The sequence below is a fragment of the Nocardia sp. NPDC059764 genome (genome assembly GCF_042732555.1).
Classification (GTDB): Bacteria; Actinomycetota; Actinomycetes; order Mycobacteriales; family Mycobacteriaceae; genus Nocardia.
Genome location: NZ_JBHWHH010000110.1, coordinates 1 through 24,622 on the forward strand (window position 1 = coordinate 1; position 24,622 = coordinate 24,622).

General features: G+C 70.1%; 21 protein-coding genes. 10 read left to right on the plus strand and 11 right to left on the minus strand.

What is annotated here, in order from left to right; all coding sequences use genetic code 11:
• Positions 1-46: 46 nt before the first annotated feature.
• From speD to ACFV4K_RS23100, 4 genes are all read right to left on the minus strand, one after another.
• The gene (gene speD, locus ACFV4K_RS23085) at positions 47-1,261 is read right to left on the minus strand and encodes an adenosylmethionine decarboxylase (RefSeq protein WP_379277614.1); all 1,215 of its coding nucleotides are present in this window, start codon (positions 1,259-1,261) and stop codon (positions 47-49) included.
• 12 nt (positions 1,262-1,273) lie between these two features.
• Positions 1,274-2,374: a type III PLP-dependent enzyme gene (locus tag ACFV4K_RS23090; protein ID WP_357094069.1), complete on the minus strand. Its 1,101-nt coding sequence runs from the start codon at positions 2,372-2,374 to the stop codon at positions 1,274-1,276.
• 123 nt (positions 2,375-2,497) lie between these two features.
• Positions 2,498-4,966: a DEAD/DEAH box helicase gene (locus ACFV4K_RS23095; RefSeq protein ID WP_379277616.1), complete on the minus strand. Its 2,469-nt coding sequence runs from the start codon at positions 4,964-4,966 to the stop codon at positions 2,498-2,500.
• 88 nt (positions 4,967-5,054) lie between these two features.
• Positions 5,055-6,008 (minus strand): proteasome assembly chaperone family protein, encoded by a 954-nt coding sequence (locus ACFV4K_RS23100; RefSeq protein WP_379277592.1) that lies wholly within the window; start codon positions 6,006-6,008, stop codon positions 5,055-5,057.
• A 181-nt stretch (positions 6,009-6,189) separates the two neighbouring features.
• On the opposite strand from ACFV4K_RS23100, the gene ACFV4K_RS23105 reads away from it, so the two are divergent.
• A complete protein-coding gene (locus ACFV4K_RS23105; RefSeq protein ID WP_379277593.1) occupies positions 6,190-6,915 on the plus strand; it encodes a sensor domain-containing protein in 726 nt (241 codons plus the stop codon).
• A 67-nt stretch (positions 6,916-6,982) separates the two neighbouring features.
• Here ACFV4K_RS23105 and ACFV4K_RS23110 read toward each other — a convergent pair whose 3' ends face one another.
• Both ACFV4K_RS23110 and ACFV4K_RS23115 read right to left on the minus strand, forming a co-directional pair.
• Positions 6,983-7,552: a hypothetical protein gene (locus ACFV4K_RS23110; RefSeq protein WP_379277595.1), complete on the minus strand. Its 570-nt coding sequence runs from the start codon at positions 7,550-7,552 to the stop codon at positions 6,983-6,985.
• A 123-nt stretch (positions 7,553-7,675) separates the two neighbouring features.
• A complete protein-coding gene (locus ACFV4K_RS23115) occupies positions 7,676-8,623 on the minus strand; it encodes a helix-turn-helix transcriptional regulator (protein WP_379277596.1) in 948 nt (315 codons plus the stop codon).
• 94 nt (positions 8,624-8,717) lie between these two features.
• On the opposite strand from ACFV4K_RS23115, the gene ACFV4K_RS23120 reads away from it, so the two are divergent.
• Both ACFV4K_RS23120 and ACFV4K_RS23125 read left to right on the plus strand, forming a co-directional pair.
• Positions 8,718-9,125, plus strand: a complete 408-nt coding sequence (locus tag ACFV4K_RS23120) for a VOC family protein (protein WP_379277597.1) — start codon at positions 8,718-8,720, stop codon at positions 9,123-9,125.
• Between the two features lie 328 nt (positions 9,126-9,453).
• Positions 9,454-10,713 carry a DUF4192 family protein gene (locus ACFV4K_RS23125; protein ID WP_379277599.1) on the plus strand — a complete coding sequence of 420 codons (1,260 nt, stop codon included), beginning with the start codon at positions 9,454-9,456 and terminating at the stop codon, positions 10,711-10,713.
• 34 nt (positions 10,714-10,747) lie between these two features.
• Here ACFV4K_RS23125 and galE read toward each other — a convergent pair whose 3' ends face one another.
• Both galE and ACFV4K_RS23135 read right to left on the minus strand, forming a co-directional pair.
• Positions 10,748-11,728 (minus strand): UDP-glucose 4-epimerase GalE, encoded by a 981-nt coding sequence (gene galE / locus ACFV4K_RS23130; RefSeq protein WP_357093421.1) that lies wholly within the window; start codon positions 11,726-11,728, stop codon positions 10,748-10,750.
• Positions 11,729-11,731: 3 nt separating this feature from the next.
• Positions 11,732-12,418, minus strand: coding sequence for an iron dependent repressor, metal binding and dimerization domain protein (locus ACFV4K_RS23135; protein WP_357093423.1), 687 nt, complete (start codon positions 12,416-12,418; stop codon positions 11,732-11,734).
• Positions 12,419-12,631: 213 nt separating this feature from the next.
• Here ACFV4K_RS23135 and ACFV4K_RS23140 point away from each other — a divergent pair, with 213 nt between their 5' ends.
• The 6 genes from ACFV4K_RS23140 (at position 12,632) to ACFV4K_RS23165 (ending at position 20,887) form a co-directional block, all read left to right on the plus strand.
• Positions 12,632-13,888, plus strand: coding sequence for an acetoin utilization protein AcuC (locus ACFV4K_RS23140; protein WP_379277601.1), 1,257 nt, complete (start codon positions 12,632-12,634; stop codon positions 13,886-13,888).
• Between the two features lie 28 nt (positions 13,889-13,916).
• Entirely contained in the window at positions 13,917-16,637 is a 2,721-nt protein-coding gene (locus tag ACFV4K_RS23145) for a GNAT family N-acetyltransferase (protein ID WP_379277618.1), read from the plus strand.
• 30 nt (positions 16,638-16,667) lie between these two features.
• The gene (gene ppc / locus ACFV4K_RS23150) at positions 16,668-19,430 is read left to right on the plus strand and encodes a phosphoenolpyruvate carboxylase (protein WP_379277603.1); all 2,763 of its coding nucleotides are present in this window, start codon (positions 16,668-16,670) and stop codon (positions 19,428-19,430) included.
• A gap of 125 nt (positions 19,431-19,555) precedes the next feature.
• On the plus strand, positions 19,556-20,011 hold the full coding sequence (locus ACFV4K_RS23155; RefSeq protein WP_379277605.1) for a hypothetical protein: 456 nt from the start codon (positions 19,556-19,558) through the stop codon (positions 20,009-20,011).
• A 67-nt stretch (positions 20,012-20,078) separates the two neighbouring features.
• Entirely contained in the window at positions 20,079-20,447 is a 369-nt protein-coding gene (locus ACFV4K_RS23160; RefSeq protein WP_379277607.1) for an ArsR/SmtB family transcription factor, read from the plus strand.
• A complete protein-coding gene (locus ACFV4K_RS23165; protein WP_379277609.1) occupies positions 20,444-20,887 on the plus strand; it encodes an SRPBCC domain-containing protein in 444 nt (147 codons plus the stop codon). The genes ACFV4K_RS23160 and ACFV4K_RS23165 overlap by 4 nt, the downstream gene beginning before the upstream one ends.
• 7 nt (positions 20,888-20,894) lie before the next feature.
• Here ACFV4K_RS23165 and ACFV4K_RS23170 read toward each other — a convergent pair whose 3' ends face one another.
• The gene (locus tag ACFV4K_RS23170; protein WP_379277610.1) at positions 20,895-21,746 is read right to left on the minus strand and encodes an NAD(P)H-binding protein; all 852 of its coding nucleotides are present in this window, start codon (positions 21,744-21,746) and stop codon (positions 20,895-20,897) included.
• Between the two features lie 86 nt (positions 21,747-21,832).
• On the opposite strand from ACFV4K_RS23170, the gene ACFV4K_RS23175 reads away from it, so the two are divergent.
• Positions 21,833-22,645, plus strand: a complete 813-nt coding sequence (locus tag ACFV4K_RS23175) for a helix-turn-helix domain-containing protein (RefSeq protein WP_379277611.1) — start codon at positions 21,833-21,835, stop codon at positions 22,643-22,645.
• 1 nt (position 22,646) lies between these two features.
• Here ACFV4K_RS23175 and ACFV4K_RS23180 read toward each other — a convergent pair whose 3' ends face one another.
• Positions 22,647-23,021, minus strand: coding sequence for a hypothetical protein (locus ACFV4K_RS23180; RefSeq protein ID WP_379277613.1), 375 nt, complete (start codon positions 23,019-23,021; stop codon positions 22,647-22,649).
• 223 nt (positions 23,022-23,244) lie between these two features.
• Positions 23,245-24,213, minus strand: coding sequence for a sigma-70 family RNA polymerase sigma factor (locus ACFV4K_RS23185; protein ID WP_357093448.1), 969 nt, complete (start codon positions 24,211-24,213; stop codon positions 23,245-23,247).
• Between the last annotated feature and the right edge of the window lie 409 nt (positions 24,214-24,622).

Consider the following 24,622-nt stretch of genomic DNA (forward strand, 5'->3'; position numbering starts at 1 on the left):
CCGCACAGCCAGGCTGTGCGGGGCGCTTCGTCTCGGAGCTGATCGACTAGACGGTCACGCTCGCACGCAGCGCGTGCGGCTCGATCGCGCCGCGGACCAGGGCCCGCTCGTCGATGGTCTCGGCCTTGTAGGGCAGGGTCGACAGCGTCTCGGTCATCTTCGCGACCGGATCCGCGACGGCGGCCGGGGTGCCGAAGATGAACGTCCATTCGTGCTCGTCGCTGACGTACGGAACGACGGTCTCGAACAGGTTGTGGAACCGGGTCCACGAACGCTTCAGGGTCTCGTTGCGCCACATGGTCTGACAGCCGGCCTGCGCGGCGAGCACGCCGCCCGCGGCCAGCAGCGCCTTACAGCGGTTGAGGAAGTCGTCCTCGTAGAGGCGGTTGTGCTGCGCGTCCTCGACCCGCTCGTCCGGCAGGTCGATGCAGATCATGTCGTAGCGCACGCCCGCGGCCTCAGCCTTGGCCAGGAAGTCCCAGCCGTCGGCGTAGTGCATCTTGATCGGGCCGGTCTGCGCGACCGCCTCGGCCAGGTCGGCCTCGGAGTAGCCGTAGGGGAGGTGCTTCGCGCACAGCTCCACTTCCTGCTGGTCGATGTCGACGTGGTCGACGAGCGAGGCGCCCGCGGCCACCGACATCTGCGAGGCGACACCCTCACCGGAACCGATGATCAGCACCTTGTCCAGCTTCGCGGCCAGCGCGTACCCCGGGACCAGCATGGCCTCGTGGTAGGTGAGCTGCGAGAACTCGGTGGACTGGCGGTCGTCGTCGGAGAACAGGGAGATGCCCTGCTCGGTCTTGGCGATGACCATGTGCTGGTACGGGGTGTTGGTGTCGACGATGGTTTCCGTCGTGTTCCACACCCGGGTCAGACCCTCGCCGACCGGCTCGTGGATCCGGCGGGCGGTGTGGCCGCGCTGGATGACCTCGATGTTGACCGACCCCGGGGACAGCTCCTGCTGCAGCAGTTCGACGGCCTTGGTGGCACCGGAACCGATGCTGCCGCAAGTGAATACGTCGACGAAGATGTCGCCGGACTCAGGGTAGGTGTGGATCGAGGCGTGCGACTCGGCGAGCAGGGCCAGGATGGTGACACCCTGCGGCTCGAACTTCTTGCGCACGACATCGCAGATGGTCACCCCCGCGGCGACCAACGATTTTCGAAGCGCGGTTTCGAGTCGTTCGAGGTCGTCGCAGAGGCCAGCGTCGACACCACCGAACTCGGCCAGCACGTGCCAGCCGGTGAATTCTGCCGTGATCATGGCTAAAACTCACTCTCGCTCAGCGCCAGTGACATGGACTGTCAGTGGCGGAAAACCGTTGAAGGACACCGACGAATAGCTCGCCGTATAGGCGCCGGTCTCGAGGATCCGAACGGGATCACCGGCTCGCAACGTGGTCGGAAGGAGGACACGCGTGCGTTGATAGAGTACATCGTCGCCATCACACGTAGGACCGGCGACTACCGCCTCGTCCTTCGGATCCGAGTCCCGATCGGTTTCGAATCGGTAGGCGATGTACTCGTTCTCGGTTTCGGCCATGCCGTTGTAGCGGCCGATGTCGAGGTATATCCAGCGCCGCCCGTCCGGCGCTCGGCGAACATTCACCACTTCGGCGTGGATCACACCGGTGTTGCCCACGAGGGCGCGACCGGGCTCCACCACCAGGGCGGTGTGTTCCGGGAGATAGCGGGCCGCCGCATCGGCGATCGCCGCACCCAGCTCCGAGACCCCCGGAGCCGGATCGACATACGAAATCGGCAGTCCCCCACCGATATTCACGGCGGTGACCGGAATGTCCTTGACGGCCAGCGCTTCCGCGATGGCTCCGGCCTGCTCGATGCCGATGCCCCACGCCTTCGGGTCCAGCTGCTGAGAGCCGACGTGGAAGTAGGGACCGACCACCTTCAGCCCGAGGTCGTGCGCCCGCACCAGCAGCCGCGCGGCCTCGCCCGGCGCGCAGCCGAACTTGGTGCCGAACGGCGTCTGCGACTGCGGCGCCGACGACAGGAACCGGCACTCGACCTCCGAGCCCGGCGCATGCTCGGCGATGCGTTCCAGGTCGTCCTCGGTGTCGAAAGCGTAGCGCCGCACACCCGCCGCGTAGGCGGTGGCGATCTGCGAGGCCTTCTTGATCGGGTTGCCGTAGCACATGACGGCTGGATCGACGCCCTGCGCGAGGCAGAGTTCGATCTCGCCGACGCTGGCGACGTCGAACTCGGCGCCCTCGTCATTCAGCAGCCGGATGATCTCCGGTAGCGGACTCGCCTTGACGGCGAAGCGAATTCGCGCCGCGGGTAGGGCGGCATGCAGTGCGCGGTAGTTCGCGCGCACCCGGTTCAGGTCGACGACCAGACAGGGCGACTCGGGCAGGTTTCGATCGGTCAATCTAAGGGAACTCTCCGTGGTTCGGTGGGCCGGCCGGAAAACGGCAACAGTGCGCGAGAATAGCAGCGTTCGGCCTCGAAAAACGAACCGGTGTGACGGGGGTTGCACTCACCCCGCGCTGATCGACACCTCGTCGAAGACCACTTCGCCCGCTGCGTCCGATTCCGCGAGATCCACGACGGCGTCCAGCGACCATCCGTGATCGCCGGCGGGGTCGTCGAGCACCTGGCGCACATGCCAGAAGCCGGGCCGCTGTTCCACCTGGAACAGTTTCGGGCCCCGGGCGTTCGGCCCGGTGCCGATGGTGGCGTACTCGTCGAAATAGGGGCCCAATTCGGCCTCCCAGTCCAGGTCGTCGCCCAGCTCCTCGAGCGCTGCCCAGCGTTGCAGCGCCGCCAGGTCGACTCGGCGGAACATGGCATTGCGCACCAGGACCCGGAAGGCGCGCTCATTGGCCGAGATCGGGCGCACCGTCTCCGCCCCGAAGGCCACCTGCTGCTCGTCGCCCTCGGCGCCGGGATTGGTGAGCTGTTCCCATTCGTCGAGCAGGCTGGAGTCGACCTGCCGGATCAACTCGCCCAGCCATTCGGTGATGTCGTCGAGTTCCTCGGTGCGGGCCTGCTCGGGCACGGTCCGCCGCAGCGCCCGGTAGGCGTCGGCCAGATACCGCAGCACCACGCCCTCGGAGCGGGCCAGCTCGTAGCCCGACACCAGTTCGGCGAAGGTCATGGACCGCTCGACCATCTCACGCACCACGGCCTTGGGGGAGGGCTCGAACTCCGACACCCAGGGATGCCCGGCCTTGTAGGTCTCGAACGCGGGCTCGATGAGTTCGGCGGCCAGCGGCTTGGGCCAGGTGACCTCTTCGAGGAGCTCCATGCGCTCCTCGTATTCGATCCCGTCGGCCTTCATCTCCGCGACCGCCTCCCCGCGCGCCTTGTGCTGCTGGGCCATCAGCAGCTGGCGCGGATCCTCGAGGGTGGACTCGATGAGCGAGATCACGTCGAGGGTGTAGGTCGGCGACTCCTTGTCCAGCAGTTCCAGCGCCGCCAGCGCGAACGGCGAGAGCGGCTGATCGAGCGCGAAGTCGCGCTGCAGATCCACCATCAGCCGGGCGTGCCGGCCGTCGGCGTCGGGTTCGTCGAGCTGCTGCACCACACCCGCGTCGCGCAGCGCCCGGTACAGCCGGATCGCCTTGAGGATGTGCCTGCGCTGCGCCGCGCGCGGTTCGTGGTTCTCCTCCAGCAGGTGCCGCATGGCGTAGAAGCAATTGCCCTTGCGCGCAATCACATTCAGCAGCATCGAGTTGGTCACATTGAACCGCGAGACCATGGGTTCGGGCGAGGCCGCCACCAGCCGGTCGAAGGTCTCCTCCGACCAGGACACGAAACCCTCGGGCGGCTTCTTCTTCTGGACCTTCTTGAGCTTCTTGGGGTCGTCGCCGGCCTTGGCGATCAGGCGCGCGTTCTCCACCTCGTGCTCGGGGGCTTGCACCACCACGGTGCCCATGGTGTCGTAGCCCGCGCGCCCGGCGCGGCCCGCGATCTGGTGGAACTCGCGGGCATTGAGCCGCCGCGTGCGCACGCCGTCGTACTTGGTGAGCCCGGTCAGCATGACCGTGCGGATCGGGACATTGATGCCGACGCCGAGGGTGTCGGTGCCGCACACCACCTTCAGCAGCCCGTCCTGCGCCAGCTTCTCGACCAGGCGGCGGTACTTGGGCAGCATGCCCGCGTGGTGCACGCCCACGCCGTGGCGGATGAACCGCGACAGCGTCTTGCCGAAGCCGGTGGCGAAACGGAATTCGCCGATGGCCGTGGCGATGGCGTCCTTCTCCGCCTTGGAGGACATGTTCACGCTCATCAGCGCCTGCGCCCGCTCCATGGCCGCGGCCTGGGTGAAGTGCACGACGTACACCGGCGCGAGGCTGGTGGTCACCAGATCCTCGAGCGTCTCGGTGATGGGGGTGCGCACGTACGAGAAGCTCAGCGGCACCGGCCGTTCCGAACCGGACACGATGGCGGTCTCGCGGCCGGTGCGCCGGGTCAGGTCCTCGGCGAAGAAGTCGACCTCGCCCAGGGTGGCCGACATGAGCAGGAACTGCGCCTTGGGCAGCTCGATCAGCGGCACCTGCCACGCCCAGCCGCGATCGGGATCGGCGTAGTAGTGGAACTCGTCCATGATGACCTGGCCGACATCGGCCGCCGCGCCCTCGCGCAGCGCCAGATTGGCCAGGATCTCCGCGGTCGCGCAGATGATGGGCGCGTCCGGGTTCACCGCCGCGTCACCGGTCACCATGCCGACCCGGTCGGCGCCGAACACCTCGCACAGCGCGAAGAACTTCTCGCTCACCAGCGCCTTGATCGGCGCGGTGTAGTAGCTGCGCTCGCCCTTGTTGAGCGCGGCGAAGTGCGCGCCGATCGCGACCAGCGACTTACCCGACCCGGTCGGGGTGTTGAGGATGACATTGGACCCGGTCACCAGTTCCAGCAGCGCCTCTTCCTGCGCCGAGTACAGGTTCAGGCCCTCCGAGCTCGCCCAGTCGGCGAAGGTCTCGTACAACCAGTCCGGGTCCACGTCGGAGACGGCACGGTCGGGAACCAATTCGGACAGCTGCACGCCGACAGACGTTACCGGTCGGCGCCGGGTGATCCCGCAACGACCACTACCGCAGCGGCGGGTTCTCCGGTCCGTCGCCGTCGGCGAACCCGGCCTGCTCGGCCAGGAAGCGCTCGAACTCCGCGCCCAGCTCGTCGCCGGTGGGCAGATCGTTCTCGCTGGCCAGCAGGCTGGACTGGCGTTCCTGGGCGGTGACGAAGCTGTCGTACTGCCGCTCGAGCGCGGCGACCACGGTCTCCACCTCGGAATTGCCCGCGATCTGCTCGTTGACCTGTTCGCGCACCCGCGCGGCGGCGTCGGTGAGCGCGGCCAGCGGCAGTTCCAGGCCCGCGTTCTCGGCCACGTTCTCCAGCAGCGTCTGCGCGGCTTCCGGGTAGGCGGTCTGGGTCAGGTAGTGCGGCACGTGCACCGAGAAGCCGACCGACTCGTGTCCGTGCTGGGCCATCCGGAACTCCAGCAGCGAGGACGCGCTGCCGGGCACCTGCAGTTCACCGGGCCAGCGCTGATGCTCGCCGACCAGGTCGGAGTCCGAGGCGTGCGCGGTGACGCCGAGCGGGCGGGTGTGCGGGATGGCCATGGGGATCGCGCTCAGCCCGATGGTCCGGCGCACGCCCAGCTGTTCGGCCAGCAGGCGCACCGCGGTCACGAACCGCTCCCAGCGCAGATCCGGTTCCAGCCCGGCCAGCAGTAGGAACGGCGTGCCCGCGGTGTCCTTGAGGGCCCACAGGCTCAGTTCCGGCTCGGTGTAGTCGGAGAAATGATCGGTCTTGAAGGTCATGAGCGGACGCCGCGAGCGGTAGTCGAGCAACTCGTCCATGTCGAACGAGGCGACCAGTTCGTGCTCGAGGCTGTCCTTGAGATGCGAGGTGGCCAGGCGTACCGCGTGTCCGGCGTCGGTGAAACCCTCGAGGCCGTGCACCAGGACCGGGCCCGAGCCGTCGGGAGAGGACAGCTGCGGAGCCGGGAATTCCAGCTCGTACATTCGCGACTCGTAGTCCATCGCGTACTCCTTCCTGCGTGGCCCACTTTCGCGACCAACCCCATTGTCCCTCATGCCCATGACAGGCGCGCAGCACCCGCACCCGCTGTGCAACACGCCGAACCCGGACCCGCATTCCCGCTGTCCCGGCGCGCGGCGTGGCATTCGGTGTGAACAGCCGATTTTCGGCATAGTGGGCCGAGTGACCCAGCCCTCCGCACCCCCCGTACGCAGCACCCGCAGGACCGCGCGGACGGTGGGGATCGTCACGCTGGGCACGGTGCTGGCGGCGTGCGGGACCACGGTCACCGGGCATCCGACCGCCGTGCGCAATCCGGCGCCGGTCGCCACCGCCGACCAGACGCTCACCGCGATGCTGCCCGATCCGTCGAAGTTCCCGGCGCGCTACACCGCGGTCGTGCTGTCGCCGGAGACCGCGGCCCAGGCCGCCTACGACCTCGAGGGGTATCTGCCGGGGGCGCAGGTGGATCCGAGCACGTGCGCGCCGGTCGCGCCGAAGACCGGTCCGGCCGTGTCGGTCGGGACCGACGACCACGGTCAGGCGACGCTCACGGTGGTGCTGACCCGGCCGGGCAAGCCGCTGTCGACCCTGCGGGATCAGTTGCGGCAGTGCGGGACCGTGAAGGTCGGGCACACCGGGGTGACCTCGGTGGTGACTACGCAGCTCGATCCGCCGCCACCGGTCATCGCCGACGACTCGCTCGCTCTGCGGCGCACCGTCGGACCCGAGAATCGGCCGGGCGGTCCGGAGAACCGCGACGGCCTCACCCGCAGCATGCAGACGCTGATCGGTCAGGTCGGCGAGGTGCGGGTCGCTGTGACGTACATGACTTCCGGGTCCACCTCCGATACCGAGGCGCTCGACACCCTGTTCACCGCGGCCGTCCGCAAGGTGCGCAAGGGCTGAGCGTCCCCGGGGACCGGGAAGCCGCGGGAAAGGGAGCCGACCCTGCCTGCTCGGCTCCCGGACCCCATCAGCAGGCGGGAAGCGGCTGGTTCGAACCCGAGTTGGAACCGCTGCCGCCCGAGCCGGTGCCCGAGCCGCTGTCGCCGGAGCCGGTGGCCGAGCCGCTGCCCGCCGAACCGCTGCCGCCCGAACCGGTGCCCGCCGAACCACCCGACGAGCCCGGGATCAGCGAGGAGATCGGCGGGCAGGTTCCGCCCTTGCCGACGATGTAGACGGTCTGGGAGCTGCTCAGCCCCTGGCGGACGCCCACGGTGTAGGTGCCGTCATTGGTCGGGTGCCAAGCCAGGTTCGCGGCCGCGCCGGCGCCGTACGAGACGGGGGTGAGGGTGCCGATGACCGCGCCGTTCACCACGAAATCGACCGGGGTCAGCTGGTCGGCACCGCCGAGCGAGGCCTGGATGACGCAACCGTCGGCGACACTGCACGGCTTGTCGCTGGTGAGACCCGCGACCTGGACGTTCTCGATGGAGGCGCCGGCCGGGGCGGCCAGCATGGAACCGGCCACCACGGCGAGCGCGACGGCCGCCGTCGCACCGGCGGCGGGCCGTCGTAGATCTGGGTAGAGCTCTTTACTCACGGAAAATCCTTTCGGCGCGTTGAAGGGGTCGCGCCGGGCGGACTGTAACAGTGGCGGACTGTGAAAGTTCACGAAATCGTCACTGCTGCAACATCATTCGGTTATCGCATAACAGGGAAGCGGTTACTCGCCGGTACGGTAGCGGGCGAGCAGCTCCGCGCCCAGGCGCGCGAGCTCCGCGCGCACCGATTCCGGCTCCACCACCTCCACGGCCGCGCCCCAGCCCGCCAGCTGCTGGGCGATCATGAGCGCCGTCGGCGCGGTGACCGTGGCTCGGACCCGCCCGTCGCCGGTGGGGCCGTCCAGAACGCAGTGCCGCCCTTGCTGTTTGCGCAGCACCGGCGCCAGCTCGGCGGTGATCAGCACCGTCGCCGCGAGCGAGGAGCGCTGCCGTTCGACCTCCTCGACCACCTCCGACCAGGCCGTCGAGAGGTCGAAATCCTCCGGCCGGGAGGCGATCTCGCCGGTCGGCTCGGCGCTCGCGATCCGGTCCACGCGGAAGGTCCGCTGCCCGCGCTCGGTTCCGGCGACCAGGTACCAGATGCCGTCCTTGTCGACCAGGCCCCACGGATCGACCAGCCGCTCGGTCCGCTGCCCCGCGCGGTCGTAGCGCAGCCGGATCCGGCTGCGGCGCACCACCGCCCGCTGCAGCTCGTCCACCAGGGCCGGGGGCCGGTCGTCGGATTCGCCCCAGCGGGCCGGGTCCACCACGGTCGCGCCCGCCGCCGCCTCCGCGGTGTCGCGGAAGGTGGGCGGCAAGGCGCGCAACAGCTTCCGCAGCGCGGACTTGGTGGCCGGGCTCGCCGTGGCCACCGGGCCCAGCAACAGGAACAACGCCTGGGCCTCGGGGCCGGTGAGACCGCTCAGGTCCGTGCGCGCGCCGCCGACCAGCGCCCAGCCGCCGCCGCGTCCGGGCTGCGGGTAGACCGGGACGCCGGCCGTGGACAGGGCTTCCAGGTCCCGGCGGGCGGTAGCCACCGACACCTCGAGTTCGGCCGCCACCTCGGCCGCGGTCACCCGGCCCCGGGTCTGCATGAACAGCAGGGTCGCCACCAATCGATCCGCGCGCATAGCCGGAATTCTGCCCGGAAAAGTGCTCATTCGGTGAGCACTTTGCGCGCGATGATGGTGTGGTAACCAGCTGAACCGACCGAGGAGAACCGCCATGCTGCGTGGAATGGCCACCGTCAACTACTTCGCCGACGATCTCGAGGCGGCCAAGGACTGGTACAGCGAACTGCTCGGCGTGCAGCCGTATTTCGCCGTGCCGGGCGGGTACTACGAGTTCCGCATCGGTGACTACCAGGCCGAACTGGGCATCATCGCGGGCAAGTTCGCGCCCTCGCACCCGGATGTCCCGGGCGGTCAGATCGTGAACTGGCACGTCGACGATGTCGCCGCCACCTTCGAGCGGCTGCTCGGCATGGGAGCGACCGTGTACGAGCCGATCATCGAGCGCGGCGAGGGTACCGGTTTCGTGACGGCCTCGGTGGTGGACCCGTTCGGCAATGTCCTGGGGATCATGTCCAATCCGCACTACCTGGCGGTCTTGGCCGAGTCCCGGCCCGCCTAGGCGTCTTTCGTTGCGCACGGTCTCCTTCCGGTGCTGCCGCGGGGCAGTGCCAGGCGGACACTAGCAGCGCAAACGCGGCCGGGCGGGGAAAATGAAATGATTGCATTTCAGGTTCGCGTCCCGAGGGCTCGGCGCGGGGCGCCCGGACACGGCCGCCGTGCGAGCGGGCGCACGATAACAATGGGCACCGACACAGTCCGCGTTGCGGCTCCCTGACCACGCCGAGTACTCCACGACGCGCGATCGGTGCGATGAATCATCCACAGCCCCAGCAAAACCCGAGGTCGCCGATCGGGGCCGGGTGGTGGCCGGGCGCACGCTCGACGGCATGAACGCACCCATCGAGCCCAAGCCGTCCATCGAGCCCACCCTGCCCGTCGAGCCCACCCTGCCCGTCGAGCCCACTGTGCCCGTCGAACCGGCTCCGCCCGCCGAGTCCGCGCCGCGCCCGGCACCCGTGCTGTCCGATCGCCCGGACACCGCGGCCGACCCGCCGTTCGAGGATCCGGGGGAGTGCGGGCCGCGGCTGCGCGAACCCGGTGACCTGATCGCCGCGGTCCCCGCGATGCTCGGCTTCACGCCCGCGCGGTCACTGGTGGTGACCGTGCTGCGGGCGGACCCGGAGTCGCCGGAGGCCGCGGCGGTCGAGGTGGTGACCCGCATGGATCTCGACAATCGGGGCCGATGCGCGACCGGACTGCTGGTCGAGCGGGTCGCGGGAATCTGTGTGCGGCACCGGGCCGTCGCGGCGCTGGCCCTCGTGATCGACGACCGCGCGACCGAACCCACCGGGCGGCACGCGGGGGTGCGGGCGCGCAAGCACGGTGATCTCGTTGCCGCCCTCGAACATCGGCTCGACGCGGACGCGGTGCCGCTGGCCGGTGCCTGGGCGGTCCAGGCCATCGGGCCGGAACTGCCCTGGTGGACCCTGTCGGGACCGTGGTCGCGCGGGCTCCAGCGCGATCCGGCGACCTCGATGGTGACCCTGCGCCACGTCCTCGACGGCCGCCCGCTGCGCGGGTCCCGCCGGGAGCTGACCGACCTGCTCGCGGTCGACCCCGTGGCGCGGGACGCGACGGCCGCCGCCTTGGAGATCGCGGCCGCCGCCACGGCCCGGCCGGCGCAGCCCGGTGATCCGCGGGTGCGACTGCGGCTCGAATTGTGCCGGGTGCTGGGCCATCTCGAACGGGTCGAGGCCGGGGTCCGGCTCACCCCGGTCGAGCTGGCGGATCTGGCCGTCGCGCTCCGGGATCCGGCGCTGCGCGACATCATGTTCGGGCTGGCCCCGGGCCCGCACGCCGACGGCGCGGAAGCGTTGTGGACCCAGCTGACCCGGGCGCTGCCCGATCCGGATCGCGCCGAAGCCGCAGCGCTGCTGGGCTATTGCGCGTACACGCGGGGTGACGGTCCTTTGGCCGGTGTGGCGCTGGACGCCGCGCTGACCGCGGATCCGCAGCACCGCATGGCGACCCTGCTGGAACTGGGCCTGCAGACCGGCATGCCGCCGGAGCGGTTGCTGCGGCTCGCGGACTCCGGCCGCGAGACCGCCGCCGATCTGGGCGTGCGCCTCGGGCCGGAGCCGCGGTGATCACATCGCGGACCCCGGGCCGGTCCGGAAGGGCTCAGCGGGCGCTGTGCGCGCGGTCGCCGAGGGAGCGCAGGAATTCCCAGGCGTCGGAGACGATCTCGTCGAGATCGGTGTGCTCGGGCGTCCAGCCGAGTTCGGCGATGGCCTTGGCGCTGGAGGCGATCAGCACGGCCGGGTCACCCGCGCGGCGCGGGGCGTCGACCGCGTTGATCGGCAGCCCGGTCACCCGCGCGCAGGCCGAGATGACCTCGCGCACCGAGAAACCGGTGCCGCTGCCCAGATTGAAGATGCGATGCGCACCCGGCTGCGACTGCTCGAGCGCCTTCAGATGCGCCTGCGCCAGATCGCGGATGTGGATGTAGTCGCGCACTGCGGTGCCGTCCGGCGTCGGGTAGTCGGTGCCGAACACCGAGATCGACTCACGATGACCCAGCGCGGTCTGCAAGACGAGGGGGATGAGATGGGTTTCCACCACACGGTTCTCGCCGAGCCCGGCGTAGGCGCCGGCCACGTTGAAGTAGCGCAGGCTGGTCGCGGCCAAGCCGTGCGCGGCCGCGTACGAGGTGATCGCGTAATCGATGGACAGCTTCGACGCGCCGTAGGGGTTCGTCGGCGCCTTCGGGGCGTCCTCGACGATCGGCACCTGCTCCGGTTCGCCGTACACCGCTGCGGTGGAGGAGAACACCAGCTTCGGCGTGCCCGCCGCCCGCATGGCCTCGAGCAGGGCCAGAGTCTTGACCACATTGCCGTGCCAGTACTTCTCCGGCGCCACCACCGATTCGCCGACCAGCGACTGGGCCGCGAAATGCAGCACTCCGTCGAAGGATTCGGACGCGATCAGTTCGGTGCCGACGGTGGCGATATCGCCCTCGACGAACTTGGCCCCGGCCGGGACGCCGTCGGCGTTGCCGGTGGACAGATCATCGACGACCACGACCTCGTGGCCGTCCTCGAGCAGAACCTGCGCGCACACGCCACCCACGTAGCCGGCGCCGCCAGTTACCAGAAGCTTCACGGATCAGACCAACTTCACCTGGACGGCATGCGCCATCTCGTCGGACAGTTCGAATCCCTCGTGCCCGGGCACCGAGATGACCACGGCGCCCGGCTTGTTCTCCACGGTGACGCGGGCGTCGGGCACCACACCGGCCTGGCGGAGCTGGTTGATTGTCTCCGGGTCGGTCTGGATGTGCTCGGACAGCCGGCGCACCACGACGGCCTGGGCCTGCCCGGCGGGCAGGTCGCTGAGCCGGACCAGCTTCTCCTCGGACCCGGCGGCGGGATCGATGCCCAGTTCGTCCAGGCCCGGAATCGGATTGCCGTAGGGGGAGGTGGTGGGGTGGTTGAGCACCTCGACCAGGCGGCGCTCGACCTCCTCGCTCATCACATGCTCCCAGCGGCAGGCCTCGGCGTGCACGTTCTCCCACTCGAGTCCGATGATGTCGACCAGCAGCCGCTCGGCCAGCCGGTGTTTGCGCATCACGGCGACCGCCATGGCGCGGCCCTTCTCGGTCAGTTCGAGGTGGCGATCACCGGCGACGTTCAGCAGACCGTCGCGCTCCATCCGCGCGACCGTCTGGCTCACCGTCGGGCCGCTCTGCTCGAGGCGTTCGGCGATGCGCGCACGCAGCGGCGTGACGCCCTCCTCCTCGAGGTCGTAGATGGTACGGAGGTACATCTCCGTGGTGTCGACCAGATCCTTCACCTGTTAAACCCCTTCGTCGGCACGAATTCTACCCATGCACGGCGGCTGCACCGGGCGACAGCTTATTTCGCGGACGCACGGTCAACAGCCAGGACGGGCAGCGTGTTCCCAGCAGGTTTGCTCGGTGGCAGCCTGCCATCCCGGTCCGACAGCTCGGCGGGCACCGCGGTGTGCCAAGCCTACGAACCGGCGCGACGCATTAGCGTGGCAGGTATGCCTGGCCGAGCTGGTGGTGAACCGAACCTCGCAGTGGATGGAACGGTCGTATGGACCGATCGATTCCTCGACTACACCTGGACCCCCGAGCACCCCATGCGACCGGTGCGCCTGCAGTTCACCATGGCGCTCGCCGAGGGACTGGGCCTGCTCGACGGCGTGGAGCAACTCACACCGGACGCCGCGGGTGAATCGGAGCTGCTGCGCGTCCACACCCATGACTACATCGAGGCCGTGAAGCACGCGCGGCAGCCGCTGGGCTCGGTCCCCACCGCCCCGCCCTACGGGCTCGGCTCCGCCGACAACCCGGTATTCCCGCACATGCACGAGGCGGCGTCGGTGATCGTGGGCGGCACGCTGGCCGCCGCGCAGGCGATCGCGGCCGGGCACACCCGCCGGGCGGTGAGCATCGGTGGTGGTATGCATCACGCCATGCCGGCCTCGGCAGCGGGGTTCTGTGTGTACAACGATGTAGCGGTGGCGATTTCGTGGTTGCTCGACAACGGTTTCGACCGCATCGCCTATCTCGATGTGGACGTGCACCACGGTGACGGGGTGCAGCGGGTGTTCTACGGGGACCCGCGGGTGCTGACGGTGTCCATCCACCAGCACCCGGCGACCCTGTGGCCCAATACCGGCTGGCCGGAGGAGACCGGCATGGGCGCGGCCGAGGGCACCGCCATCAATCTGCCGATCATGCCCGGCACCCGGGATTCGCTGTGGCTGCGCGGGTTCCACGCGGTGGTGCCGGGCGCGCTGGCGGCGTTCCGGCCGCAGATCGTGATCAGCCAGTGCGGTGTCGACACCCACCGCGAGGATCCCCTGGCCGATCTGGAACTCAGCATCGACGGTCAGCGCGCGGCCTTCCTGGCCATGCGCGAGCTCGCCGACCGGTACGCCGAGGGGCGCTGGCTGGCGGTGGGCGGCGGCGGCTACGGCCTGATCCGGGTGGTGCCGCGGGCCTGGACCCACCTGCTGGCCACCGCCTTGGATCGCACCATCGACCCCACGACCGCCACCCCGCCCGAATGGCGTGAGCTGGTCGGCCGATACGCGCCCATGGTGGCGGTGCCCGAGACCATGGGCGACGGGGCCGACACCTCGTTCGCGCGCTGGGACGGCCCCGGCGGCGGCCGCGACACCGGCGACGAGCGCGTGGACCGCGCCCGCCGGGCCCTCGACACATCCGTATTGGCAACGCGCCGGGCGAGTTTCGGCCTGCTCGGCCTGGATCCGGAGGATCCCCGTGACTGACCCGTCCCACTCCGCCGACCCGGCCGCCGTGTCCGGCAACGGCAGCGCGCCCCCGGCACCGGCCCCGCCGCTGCCGCCGGACACCCCCGGCACCCCGGTGAATCCGCCTCCGCCGCCGGAGCATTGGTTCGCCGACGTGCTGGCCTCCGACGGCGGTGTGGTCGGGCTGCGGCCCATCACCCCCGACGACGCCGAGGCGCTGGAGCGCTTCCACACCGCGCTCTCCGACCGCACCCGCTACCTGCGCTACTTCGGGCCGTACCCGCGGATGACGCCCAAGGACCTGTACCGGACCACGCACGTGGACTACCGCGACCGCGTCGGGCTGGTGACCGAACTCGGCGACGAGATCATCGCGGTGGGCCGCTACGAGTACCTGGCCGACCGGCCGGGACCGCGCGCGGCCGAGGTGGCGTTCGTGGTCGCCGACGAGCACCAGGGCCGCGGGCTGGGCTCGATCCTGCTCGAACACCTGGCGGGCGCGGCCGCGGAGAACGACATCGCGACCTTCGTGGCCGAGGTGCTCGCCGAGAACAACGCCATGGTGCAAGTGTTCCGCGACGCCGGTTATCAGGTGCAGCGCAGCCGCGACGGGTCGGTGCTGCACCTGGAGTTCGCCATCGACCCCACCGAAGCGCTGCTGTCGGTGCGGGATTCGCGCGAGCGGGCCTCGGAGGCGCGCAGCGTCGGGAACCTGTTGTCGCCGAAGTCCATCGCGGTGATCGGGGCCACCCCGTCGACCAGCCGGGTCGGTGGCGCGGTGCTGGCCAACCTGCTCTCGGGGGCCTACCAGGGGCCGGTGTTCCCGGTGAACCGGAACCGCACCGCGGTGCGCGGCGTGCGCGCGTATCCGACCGTGCGTGACATCCCCGACGAGGTCGATCTGGCCGTGATCGCGGTGCCCGCCACGGAGATCGGGTCGGTGCTCGACGACTGCATGGCCAAGGGCGTCAAGGGCCTGGTGGTGCTGACCGCCGGATTCTCCGAGACCGGTCCGCACGGCTATCAGGCCGAACGCGATCTGGTCGACGCCGCGCGGACGCACGGCATGCGGGTGGTGGGTCCGAGCGCGCTCGGCATCGCCAACACCGATCCGGCGATCGCCTTGAACGCCACCCTCGCACCGGTGTTGCCCGGGCGTGGGCGGATCGGATTCTTCTGCCAGTCGGGCCCACTGGGCGCGGCCATCCTGGGCGAGGCCGCGGCCCGGCAGCTGGGGCTGTCGACCTTCGTCTCCGCCGGCAACCGCGCCGACGTCTCCGGTAACGACCTGCTGCAGTACTGGGACAGCGACCCGGACACCGATGTGGTGCTGCTGTATCTGGAGACCTTCGGCAATCCGCGCAAGTTCTCCCGCATCGCGCGCCGGGTGGCGCACACCAAACCCATCGTGGCCGTGAACAGCGGCCGCAACGCGGCGCGGGTGGACGGGGATCAGGATCTGGATCGCTCGCTGGTGCGCAACCTGTTCGCGCAGGCCGGGATCATCCAGGTCGATTCCATCACCGAGCTGTTCGACTGCGCCATGCTGCTGGCCTATCAGCCGCTGCCCGCCGGGCCGCGGCTGGCGGTGATCGGCAACAGCGCCGCGCTGAGCTGGCTGGCCGTCGACGCGGCGCGCGGTGAGGGCCTGACCGTGGACGAGCCCACCGACCTCGGGCCGCAGGCCGGTCCGGCGGACTACCTGACCGCGGTGGCCGCCGCGACCAGCGATCCGGCGGTGGACGCGGTGATCGTCATCTACTCGCCGCCGGTGCCCGCCGCCGTGGCCTCCTTCGCCGAGGCGATTCGCGCGGGCGCGCAATCGGATCCGGCGACCCCGGTGCTCACCACCTTCGTCGCCGATCAGGGCATGCCGAACCTATTGGCCACCCGCGGGCTGGGCGGCATCCTCGAACGCGGTTCCATTCCCTCCTACGGCGATCCGGAGCGGGCCGCCCGCGCGCTGGGGCGGGCGCGGCGCTACGCCGAGTGGCGCACCCGGCCGCTGTCGCCGATCGCCCGGCCCGTCGGCGCCGACACCGCGCGGGCGCGGGAACTGGTGGCGCGGTGGATGTCCGGGGACGCCACCGCGTGGCTCACCGATCTGCAGGCCGCGGAACTGCTGGGCTGCTACGGGATCGACGTGGTCGAGTTCCGGGAGGTCCGCGACGCCGACGCCGCGGTGGCGGCCGCCGACGAACTGGGATTCCCGGTGGCGGCCAAGGCCACCGGCGAGATCTGGCGCAACCGGCCCGATCTCACCGGTGTGCGCCTGGACCTGTGGCGGCCCGACGCCGTACGGCGGGCGTTCACCGATCTGGCGGAGATCTCCGGCAACCCGGTGCACATTCAGCGCATGGCCACCAAGGGTGTGGGCTGCACCTTCCGGGTGCAGGACGACCCGTCGTTCGGTTCGGTCATCAGTTTCGGCCTATCGGGCACCATCATCGACCTGCTCGGCGACCGGGTGTACCGGGCGCTGCCGCTGACCGAGGCGGAGTCGGCCGAGCTGATCGACGCGCCCCGGGCGGCCCCGCTGTTGTCGGGCACCGTCGGCGGGCGCGATCTCGGCAAGCCGGTCGACAAGGGCGCGCTGGCCGAACTGGCGCAACGGATCTCGGCGCTCTGCGACGACCTGCCGGAGGTGCGAGAGTTGCAGTGCGAACCGGTGCTGGCCTCGCCGGACGGCGCGGCGGTGCTGTACGCGCGGGTGCGAATCGGGCCGGAACCCAACCGATTCGACATCGGGCCGCGCCGGATGGGTTGAGCAGTAGCCGAACTCGGAGAGGTGAACGCAGTGCAGGCGAATCAGATCGAGACGGCGACCGCGCCGTTGCGCGACGACATCCGGTTCCTCGGCGGCATTCTCGGGGACACCATTCGCGACCACGAGGGCCCGGAGATCTTCGACCTGATCGAACGGGTCCGGGTGGAGGCGTTCCGGATCCGCCGCTCGGAGGTGGAGCGCAGCGCGGTCGCGGACATGCTGCGCGATGTCGACATCCGCACCGCCATCCCGGTGATCCGCGCCTTCAGTCACTTCCTGCTGCTGGCCAATCTGGCCGAGGACCTGCAGCGCGATCGCCGGCGCGCGGCGCACGTCGCGGCCGGGGAGCCGCCGCAGGACTCCAGCCTGGCCGCCACCTACCAGAAGCTCGACGCCTACGGGCCCGACGGGGCGGTGGTCGCCGACCTGCTGTCGGACGCGCTGGTGTCGCCGGTCATCACCGCGCATCCGACCGAGACCCGGCGGCGCACCATCTTCGACGTGCAGGGCAAGATCACCGACCTGATGCGGCAGCGGCAGCGCTACAACAGGTACGAGCCGGAATTCGCCGAACTCGAGGTCGACATCCGCCGCCAGGTGCTGCAACTGTGGCGGGCGGCGCTGATCCGATTGGCGCGCTTGCGGATCCAGGACGAGATCGACGTGGGGCTGCGGTACTACGACCTCACGCTGTTCGACGTCATCCCCCGCATCAATGACCAGGTGCGGGCCGCGCTGCGGTCCCGCTGGCCGGGGCACGACCTGCTGGCGCGGCCGATCCTGCGGCCCGGCTCGTGGATCGGCGGCGACCGCGACGGCAATCCCAATGTGACCGCCGACGTGGTGCACCGCGCCACCCACCGCGCGGGCACGGTCGCGTTCGAGCGGTACCTGAGCGCGCTGGTCGAGCTGGAGAAGACGCTGTCGCAGTCGGCGCGGCTGGTGCCGGTCACACCGGAACTGGCGGCGCTGGCCGACGCCGGCTTCGACGAGTCGCCGCAGCGGGCCGACGAGCCGTATCGCCGGGCCGTGCGCGCGATCCGGGCCCGGCTCAGCGCCACCGCGATCCGGGCGCTGGGCGAGCTCCCCGCGGACGGCATCGACGCCGGGGCGCTGCCCTATGACGGGCCGGGGGAGTTGCTGACCGATCTGGGCGTGGTCGACGCGTCCATGCGGGCGTCCGGGGACGGACTGCTGGCCGACGACCAGCTGGCCTCGGTGCGATCGGCCGTGGAGACCTTCGGGTTTCACCTCCAGGGCCTGGACATGCGCCAGAACTCCGAGACCCACGAGCAGGTGGTGGCGGAGCTGTTCGCCTGGGCCGGAGTGCATCCCGACTACGCCTCGCTCGACGAGGACCAGCGGGTGGTGTTGCTGTCGGCCGAATTGACCACGCGCCGACCGCTGGTCGGGCCCGCCGCGCGGCTGAGCGACCTGGCCGCCAAGGAGCTCGCGGTGGTGCGCGCCGCCAGGACCGCGCTCGACGATCTCGGCCCGGACACCGTGCCCAACTACATCATCAGCATGTGCACCTCGGTCAGTGACATGCTCGAGGCCGCGCTGCTGCTGAAGGAGGCGGGCATTCTCGATCCGGGCGACGCGGACACCGCGCCGTCCAGCCCGGTCGGGGTGGTGCCGCTGTTCGAGACGATCGACGACCTGCGCCACGGCGCCGACATCCTCTCGGCCGCACTGGAAGTGCCCGCCTATCACCGCCTGGTGGCCGCGCGCGGCATGCAGCAGGAGGTCATGCTCGGGTACTCCGACTCCAACAAGGACGGCGGATACCTGGCCGCCAACTGGGCGCTGTACCGCGCCGAGCAGAACCTGGTGGACGTGGCCCGCAAGACCGGAATCCGGTTGCGGCTCTTCCACGGTCGCGGCGGCACCGTCGGCCGCGGCGGCGGCCGTAGCTACGACGCCATCCTGGCCCAGCCGGCCGGGGCGGTGCGCGGCGCGCTGCGGCTGACCGAGCAGGGCGAGGTCATCTCCACCAAGTACGCCGATTCCGGTACCGCGTACCGCAATCTGGAGGCGCTGGTCGCGGGGACCCTGGAATCCACCCTGCTGGATGTGGAGGGGCTGGGCGCGGAGGCCGAGCCCGCCTACGAAATCCTCGACGAGCTGGCCGAATCCGCGCGCATCGCGTATTCGAAACTGGTGCACGAGACCCCGGGCTTCGTCGAGTACTTCCGGGCCTCCACCCCGGTGGCCGAGGTCGCGGATCTGAACCTGGGCAGCCGCCCCGCCTCGCGCAAACCCACCGACTCCGTCTACGACCTGCGCGCCATCCCGTGGGTCATGGCTTGGAGCCAGTCGCGGGTCATGCTGCCCGGCTGGTACGGCACCGGGACCGCGTTCGAGCAGTGGATCGGCGACGACCCCGCGCGCCTGGCCACCCTGTCGGACCTGTACCGCCGCTGGCCGTTCTTCAACACCGTCATGTCCAACCTGGCCCAGGTGATGGCCAAGGCGGACATGGACATCGCCGCCCGCTACGCGGACCTGGTGCCCGATGCGGCCTTGCGCGACACCGTCTTCCGCATGATCTGCGACGAGTTCACCCGCACCGCGCGCATGCACGCCGCCATCACCGGCGCCGACGAACTGCTCGCCGACAACCCAGCCCTGGCCGAGTCCATCCACAACCGCTTCCCGTACCTGGAACCGCTCAACCAACTCCAGGTCGAGCTACTCCGTCGTCGCCGTGCGGGGGACACCTCCGAACTCGTCGAGCGCGGCATCCTGCTCACCATGAACGGTCTCGCCACCGCCCTGCGCAACTCCGGCTAACCGATCCGGCGGCCCTGCCCCGGAAACCTGGGGCAGCCCGGATGAGTGGAATGTCTGAATTCCACACTCTGCGAACGCTACTGTTCGTGAACCTCGTATACGGGGTTCACGAACAGGAGTAGCGCATGAGCGCAGGCAATGCGATAGCCCGCGGAATCGGCAGGGGCGCAGTGGTTTTGATGGCGACCGGCGCCCTGGGCGGGCTGGCGACGTCGACCGCGTCGGCATCGGAAGTCGCCGTCACCCTCACCGCCCCGGCGGGTGGTTATGTCGTGGGAACCAAGGTGTGGATCGACCTGAAGGTCTCACCCACGCTCCTTCATCTCCCGTGGGAGCGGGTGACCTTGCGGGACAATGGAACCTGCTTCTTCTCGGGGTTCCAGGGTTTCATGACCGGCTTCTACACCACCTGGATCCCGACCACCGCGGGCTCCCACACGATCACCGTGACCCAGGGGCCGCAGTCCGCGTCGCAGACCGTCACGGTCGCCGCCGCACCGCCCGGCACGCCCACCCCGGATCCCGGTACCTACGGCTGTGACGGCGCCGGAAGCGTCGGTGCCGGGAGCTTCGGGTTGTGATCGTTGCCGTTCTCGGGGTTGTGTGCGGAGTTTGACGCGTAGGTAATTTCCTACCTATCGTGGTCGTGTGCCCTACCGCTTGAAGTCCGGAGACGCCGATCGTGTGTTCGGCGCGCTGGCCAATCCGACCCGGCGCGACATCCTCGAGCTGCTGCTCGAGGGTGAGCAGTCGGTGCAGGTGATCGCCGAGCGCTTCGACATGGCCCGGCCCAGCGTGTCCGAGCACCTGAAGGTGCTGCGGGACGCGGGCCTGGTGGCCGAGGACAAGCGTGGGCGGCAACGGTTCTACCGCGTGGAACCGGACCCCTTGCAGGACGTGCAGTCCTGGCTCGATCCGTTCGAACGGTTCTGGCGGGCCCGGCTGCGTGACCTGGGCGCGGTGCTCGACGCCATGCCCGACGAACCCGACCAGCCCGAGGAGAAGGACCCACGATGACCGACGACACCACCAGGATCGAACTCGACCAGTTCTATCCGCACCCGCCCGCCAAGGTGTGGCGGGCGCTCACCACCCCGGAACTCATGGGGCAGTGGATGATGCGGCCCGTCGGGTTCGAGCCGGTGGTGGGCACGGTCTTCGAGATGACCACCCGGCCCATGCCCGGCCAGAACTTCTCCGGCGAGATCCGCGGCCGGGTGCTCGAGGTCGTCGAGCCGGAACTGCTCACCCTCACCTGGAACGACGCCGCGGCCGAGCGGGAGACGGGCTGGGTCATCAGCTGGACCCTGCGTCCCGAGGGGCACGGCACTCGAGTCCTGTTCAGCCACAGCGGCTTCGACCCCGAGGACGCGGTCATGCAGCGCGCCCGCAGCATCATGGGCGGCGGCTGGCAGGGCATGCACGACCGGCTCGGCTCGGTCCTGGCATCCGCCTGACCCCGGCTCAGGCCCCGAACTCGGTGCGGTGGTCGCGCACCCAGTCGGCGTAGGTGCGGGGCGCGCGGCCGAGAACCTGCTCGACATCGCCGGTGACGATCGCATTCCCGCCGTCGCGGACGAACGCCTGACCGGCCAGCGCACCGTCCGCGTACTCCTCGGACATGCCCGACTCGAGCATGAACCCGCGGGCCACATCCAGGGGGATGTCGGTGACGTCGATGGAACGGGCGAGCGCCGCCGCCAGCACGGCGGCCTGATCATGGGTGGTCAGCGCCGCGGGACCGGTGAGGGTGTGGATCCGTCCCGCATGGTCGTCGGACAGCAGGGCTTCGGCCGCCACCGCCGCGACATCGCGCGGATCGACCACGCCCTGCGCGCCGGCGCCGGTCATGTTCGGGACCGGCTGACCGGCCTGGATCGGGGCGACCCAGCTACGGGTGTTGGAGGCGAAACTGCTGGGCCGCAGGATGGTCCAGTCCACCCCGCTCTCGCGCACCGCCTGCTCGCCGGGCATGTGCCAGGTGCCGACCCGCCCCAGCTCCGGATCTCCGGTGCCGATCGCGGACAGCTTCACCAGGCGGCCCACCCCGGCCGTGCGCGCCGCCGCGACCAGCGCCCGATCCAGTTCCACGTAGTCCGGGCCGAGCAGCCCGACCAGGAACGCCGCCTCCGCGCCGGAGAAGGCCGCGGCCATGGACTCGGTGTCGGCGTAGTCGCCGCGCACCACCTCGACTCCGCCCGGAACCCGCGCCTGCTCCGGATTCCGGGTCACCGCACGGACTTTCACGTCCCGCTCGGCCAACAACCGGACGACTTCACTGCCGATGGTGCCCGTGGCACCGGTGATAACGATCATGTCCATCACCCTGCCGCTGGGCCCGGCCCGCGAGATAGGAAAAACCGGCACAACCGGATCGGCCGAGGCTGCCTAGAGTGGATTCGGTGACCACCGCGCAAACCCTGGCCTCCGTCGTGTCCGCCGAGGACCTCGAGCGCCGCACCGCGCCGCCCGCCGGTCTGCGCCCCTGGATCGCCGAGATCGCCCACATCCCGACCACCGATCCCGGACCGGTCGCCTTCAGCCACCTGCCGCTGGCCGCCACCTCGATCGTGTTGCGCCGTGAGGCATCCGGCCGCCGCGACGCCTGGGTGCTGGGCCCGCGCACCCGCGCCACCTACGCCCACCCGGAGCGGCCCGCGGGCTGCACCCGCATCCGGCTGGCCCCCGGCGCCGCCCAGCCGCTGCTCGGCGTCCGAGCGGCCGAGTTGACCGATCGGGTCACCCTGCTGTCGGCGCTGCCCGGCCCGGCGGCCGAGCTGGCCGACGTGCTGCTGGAGCTCGACCCGGACGAGGTGACGGCCTTCCTGGAAGCCGAACTCCCGCACCGGGTCACCGAGGATCCGGTGCGCCGCGACCACCGCCGACTCCTGAATTCGGCGGTGACCGCCATGGACACCGCCGCGCCGGTCGGCGAGATCGCGACCGGTCTGGCGGTCTCCGAACGCCAGCTTCGCAACCTGTTCACCGCCGGAATCGGTGTGTCTCCCAAGCATTACGCGCGCATCACCCGGCTGCGTCAGGTGATCGCGGCGGGCGGCAATACCCCGTGGTCGGATCTGGCCCACTCCTCGGGCTACTACGACCAGTCCCACCTGAGCGCCGATTTCCGCTCGCTCATGGGTGTCACGCCGACCACCTACTTCCGCGGTGACATCCCGGCCCCGACGCCGTGCCAGGCGCTGACCCGGCGCTAGATCATCGCAGGGCGATCAACGGCTGGGTTTCGCTTGCCGGCCACGGCATTTCGATGAACGCGGCCAGCCGGATGCGGGAGTTGCCGAGGCTGCCGGTGAAGACGCGGCGCCCCGCGGCGGCGTCGCGCATCTCGGTGGAGTCGGTGAGGGCGAGTGCCCGCGCCCAGGTCACCAGCTGGATATTCGATTCGGCGGCGGGCAGATCCGGGTGGACGGTGCCGAAGAACTCGGCCTCCGCGCCGGTGGGGTCCAGCCGCGCGCGGCAGTCCCACATCCAGCTCACCGGCGGGAGCGGCTCACCGGCGACCCGGCTCGCATAGGTGTTCACCTGCTGCGACAGGGTGTCGATGGCAATCATCGTCAGCGAATCGGTCACGGGCGACAGATTCCCATCCCCGAGAGCCGGTGCCCCGCAATCCCACTCGCCCCGCGTGTCGACGGGGTCCGGACACGGAAACGCCGGCCGACTCGGCTCGCCCGGAGGGGGACGTACAGGGGAGCGAATCGGCCGGCGACATCGGGCCGGCGCCTCGAGATGGCCCGATGACCGGTGTGGAGCCGGGCAGGGGGACCGGCTCCACGCGGTCGGACCCGCGGGACTAGCTGGCGTAGGCGCGCAGGCGGTCGGCGCGCTCGCCCTTGCGGAGCTTGGACATGACCTCACGCTCGATCTGGCGGACCCGCTCGCGGGAGAGCCCGAAGAGCTTGCCGATCTGGTCGAGGGTGCGCGGCTGGCCGTCGTCGAGGCCGTAGCGCAGCCGGATGACCTGCTGTTCGCGCTCGTCCAGGGTGGCGAGCACGACCCGCACGTCGCGGTGCAGCAGACCGGCGATGACCGCGCTCTCGGCGGAGGTGGCCTCGGAGTCCTCGATGAAGTCGCCCAGCGGGGCCTCTTCGTCATTGCCGACCGGCATGTCCAGCGATACCGGGTCGCGGCTGTGGTCGAGCAGATCGGCGATCTTGTCGACGGGAATGCCGGATTCGCGCGAGAGTTCCGCGTCGGTCGCCTCGCGGCCCAGCTGCTGGTGCAGCTCACGCTTGATGCGGGCCAGCTTGTTCACCTGTTCGACCAGGTGCACGGGGAGGCGGATGGTGCGGGACTGATCCGCCATGCCGCGGGTGATGGCCTGCCGGATCCACCAGGTCGCGTAGGTCGAGAACTTGAAGCCCTTGGTGTAGTCGAACTTCTCCATCGCGCGGATCAGACCCAGGTTGCCTTCCTGGATGAGGTCCAGCAGCGGCATGCCACGACCGGTGTAGCGCTTGGCCAGCGAGACCACGAGGCGGAGGTTGGCTTCCAGCAGGTGCTGGCGGGCGGCCTGACCCTCGCGAACCAGGATCGCCAGATCCTTCTTCTTCGCGGCGGACAGACGCTTGCTCGTCTCCAGCAGGTGCTGAGCGTAGAGGCCCGCCTCGATGCGCTTGGCCAGCTCGACCTCGTCGGCCGCCGTGAGCAGCGCCGTCTTGCCGATCCCGTTCAGGTACACACGTACCAGGTCGGCGGCGGGGCTTGCGGCGTCGAGGTCTTGTTCGCTGGTGCGCACGTCAGTGGTGGCGGGGCTTGTCATGACTTGCCTCCTGTCGGTGGTGTCTCGCTCCGTACAACGGGCCCGACTTCAGGAAAGTTCCCCGCCGGAGCCGGTGTAAACCGCACCTGAGCTGCGGTTTTTACGGTGCACGGCTGAGAAGTTCCTGAGAAGCGCGGATCGCCGGGAACACGGGCCGCCGGCGAACCGGCCCTCGGTGACCGGGTGGTTGCCGCCGCCGGAACTCGAACTTCGCGATGCCGCAATCGAATACGTGTGAACGGCCCTTGCCGGGGGCGTTGTGAAGCGAGTACGCGATAGAACGAAACGGGGTTCGAGCGCATTCCCCGCCCCGACCGGATCGGTATCCGCGCGACATTCGATCGTGACGGACCTCACCGCCGGTCAGCGCGGGTTTCCTGCGGAAACGCCGACGGCCGCCGGGGAGTCC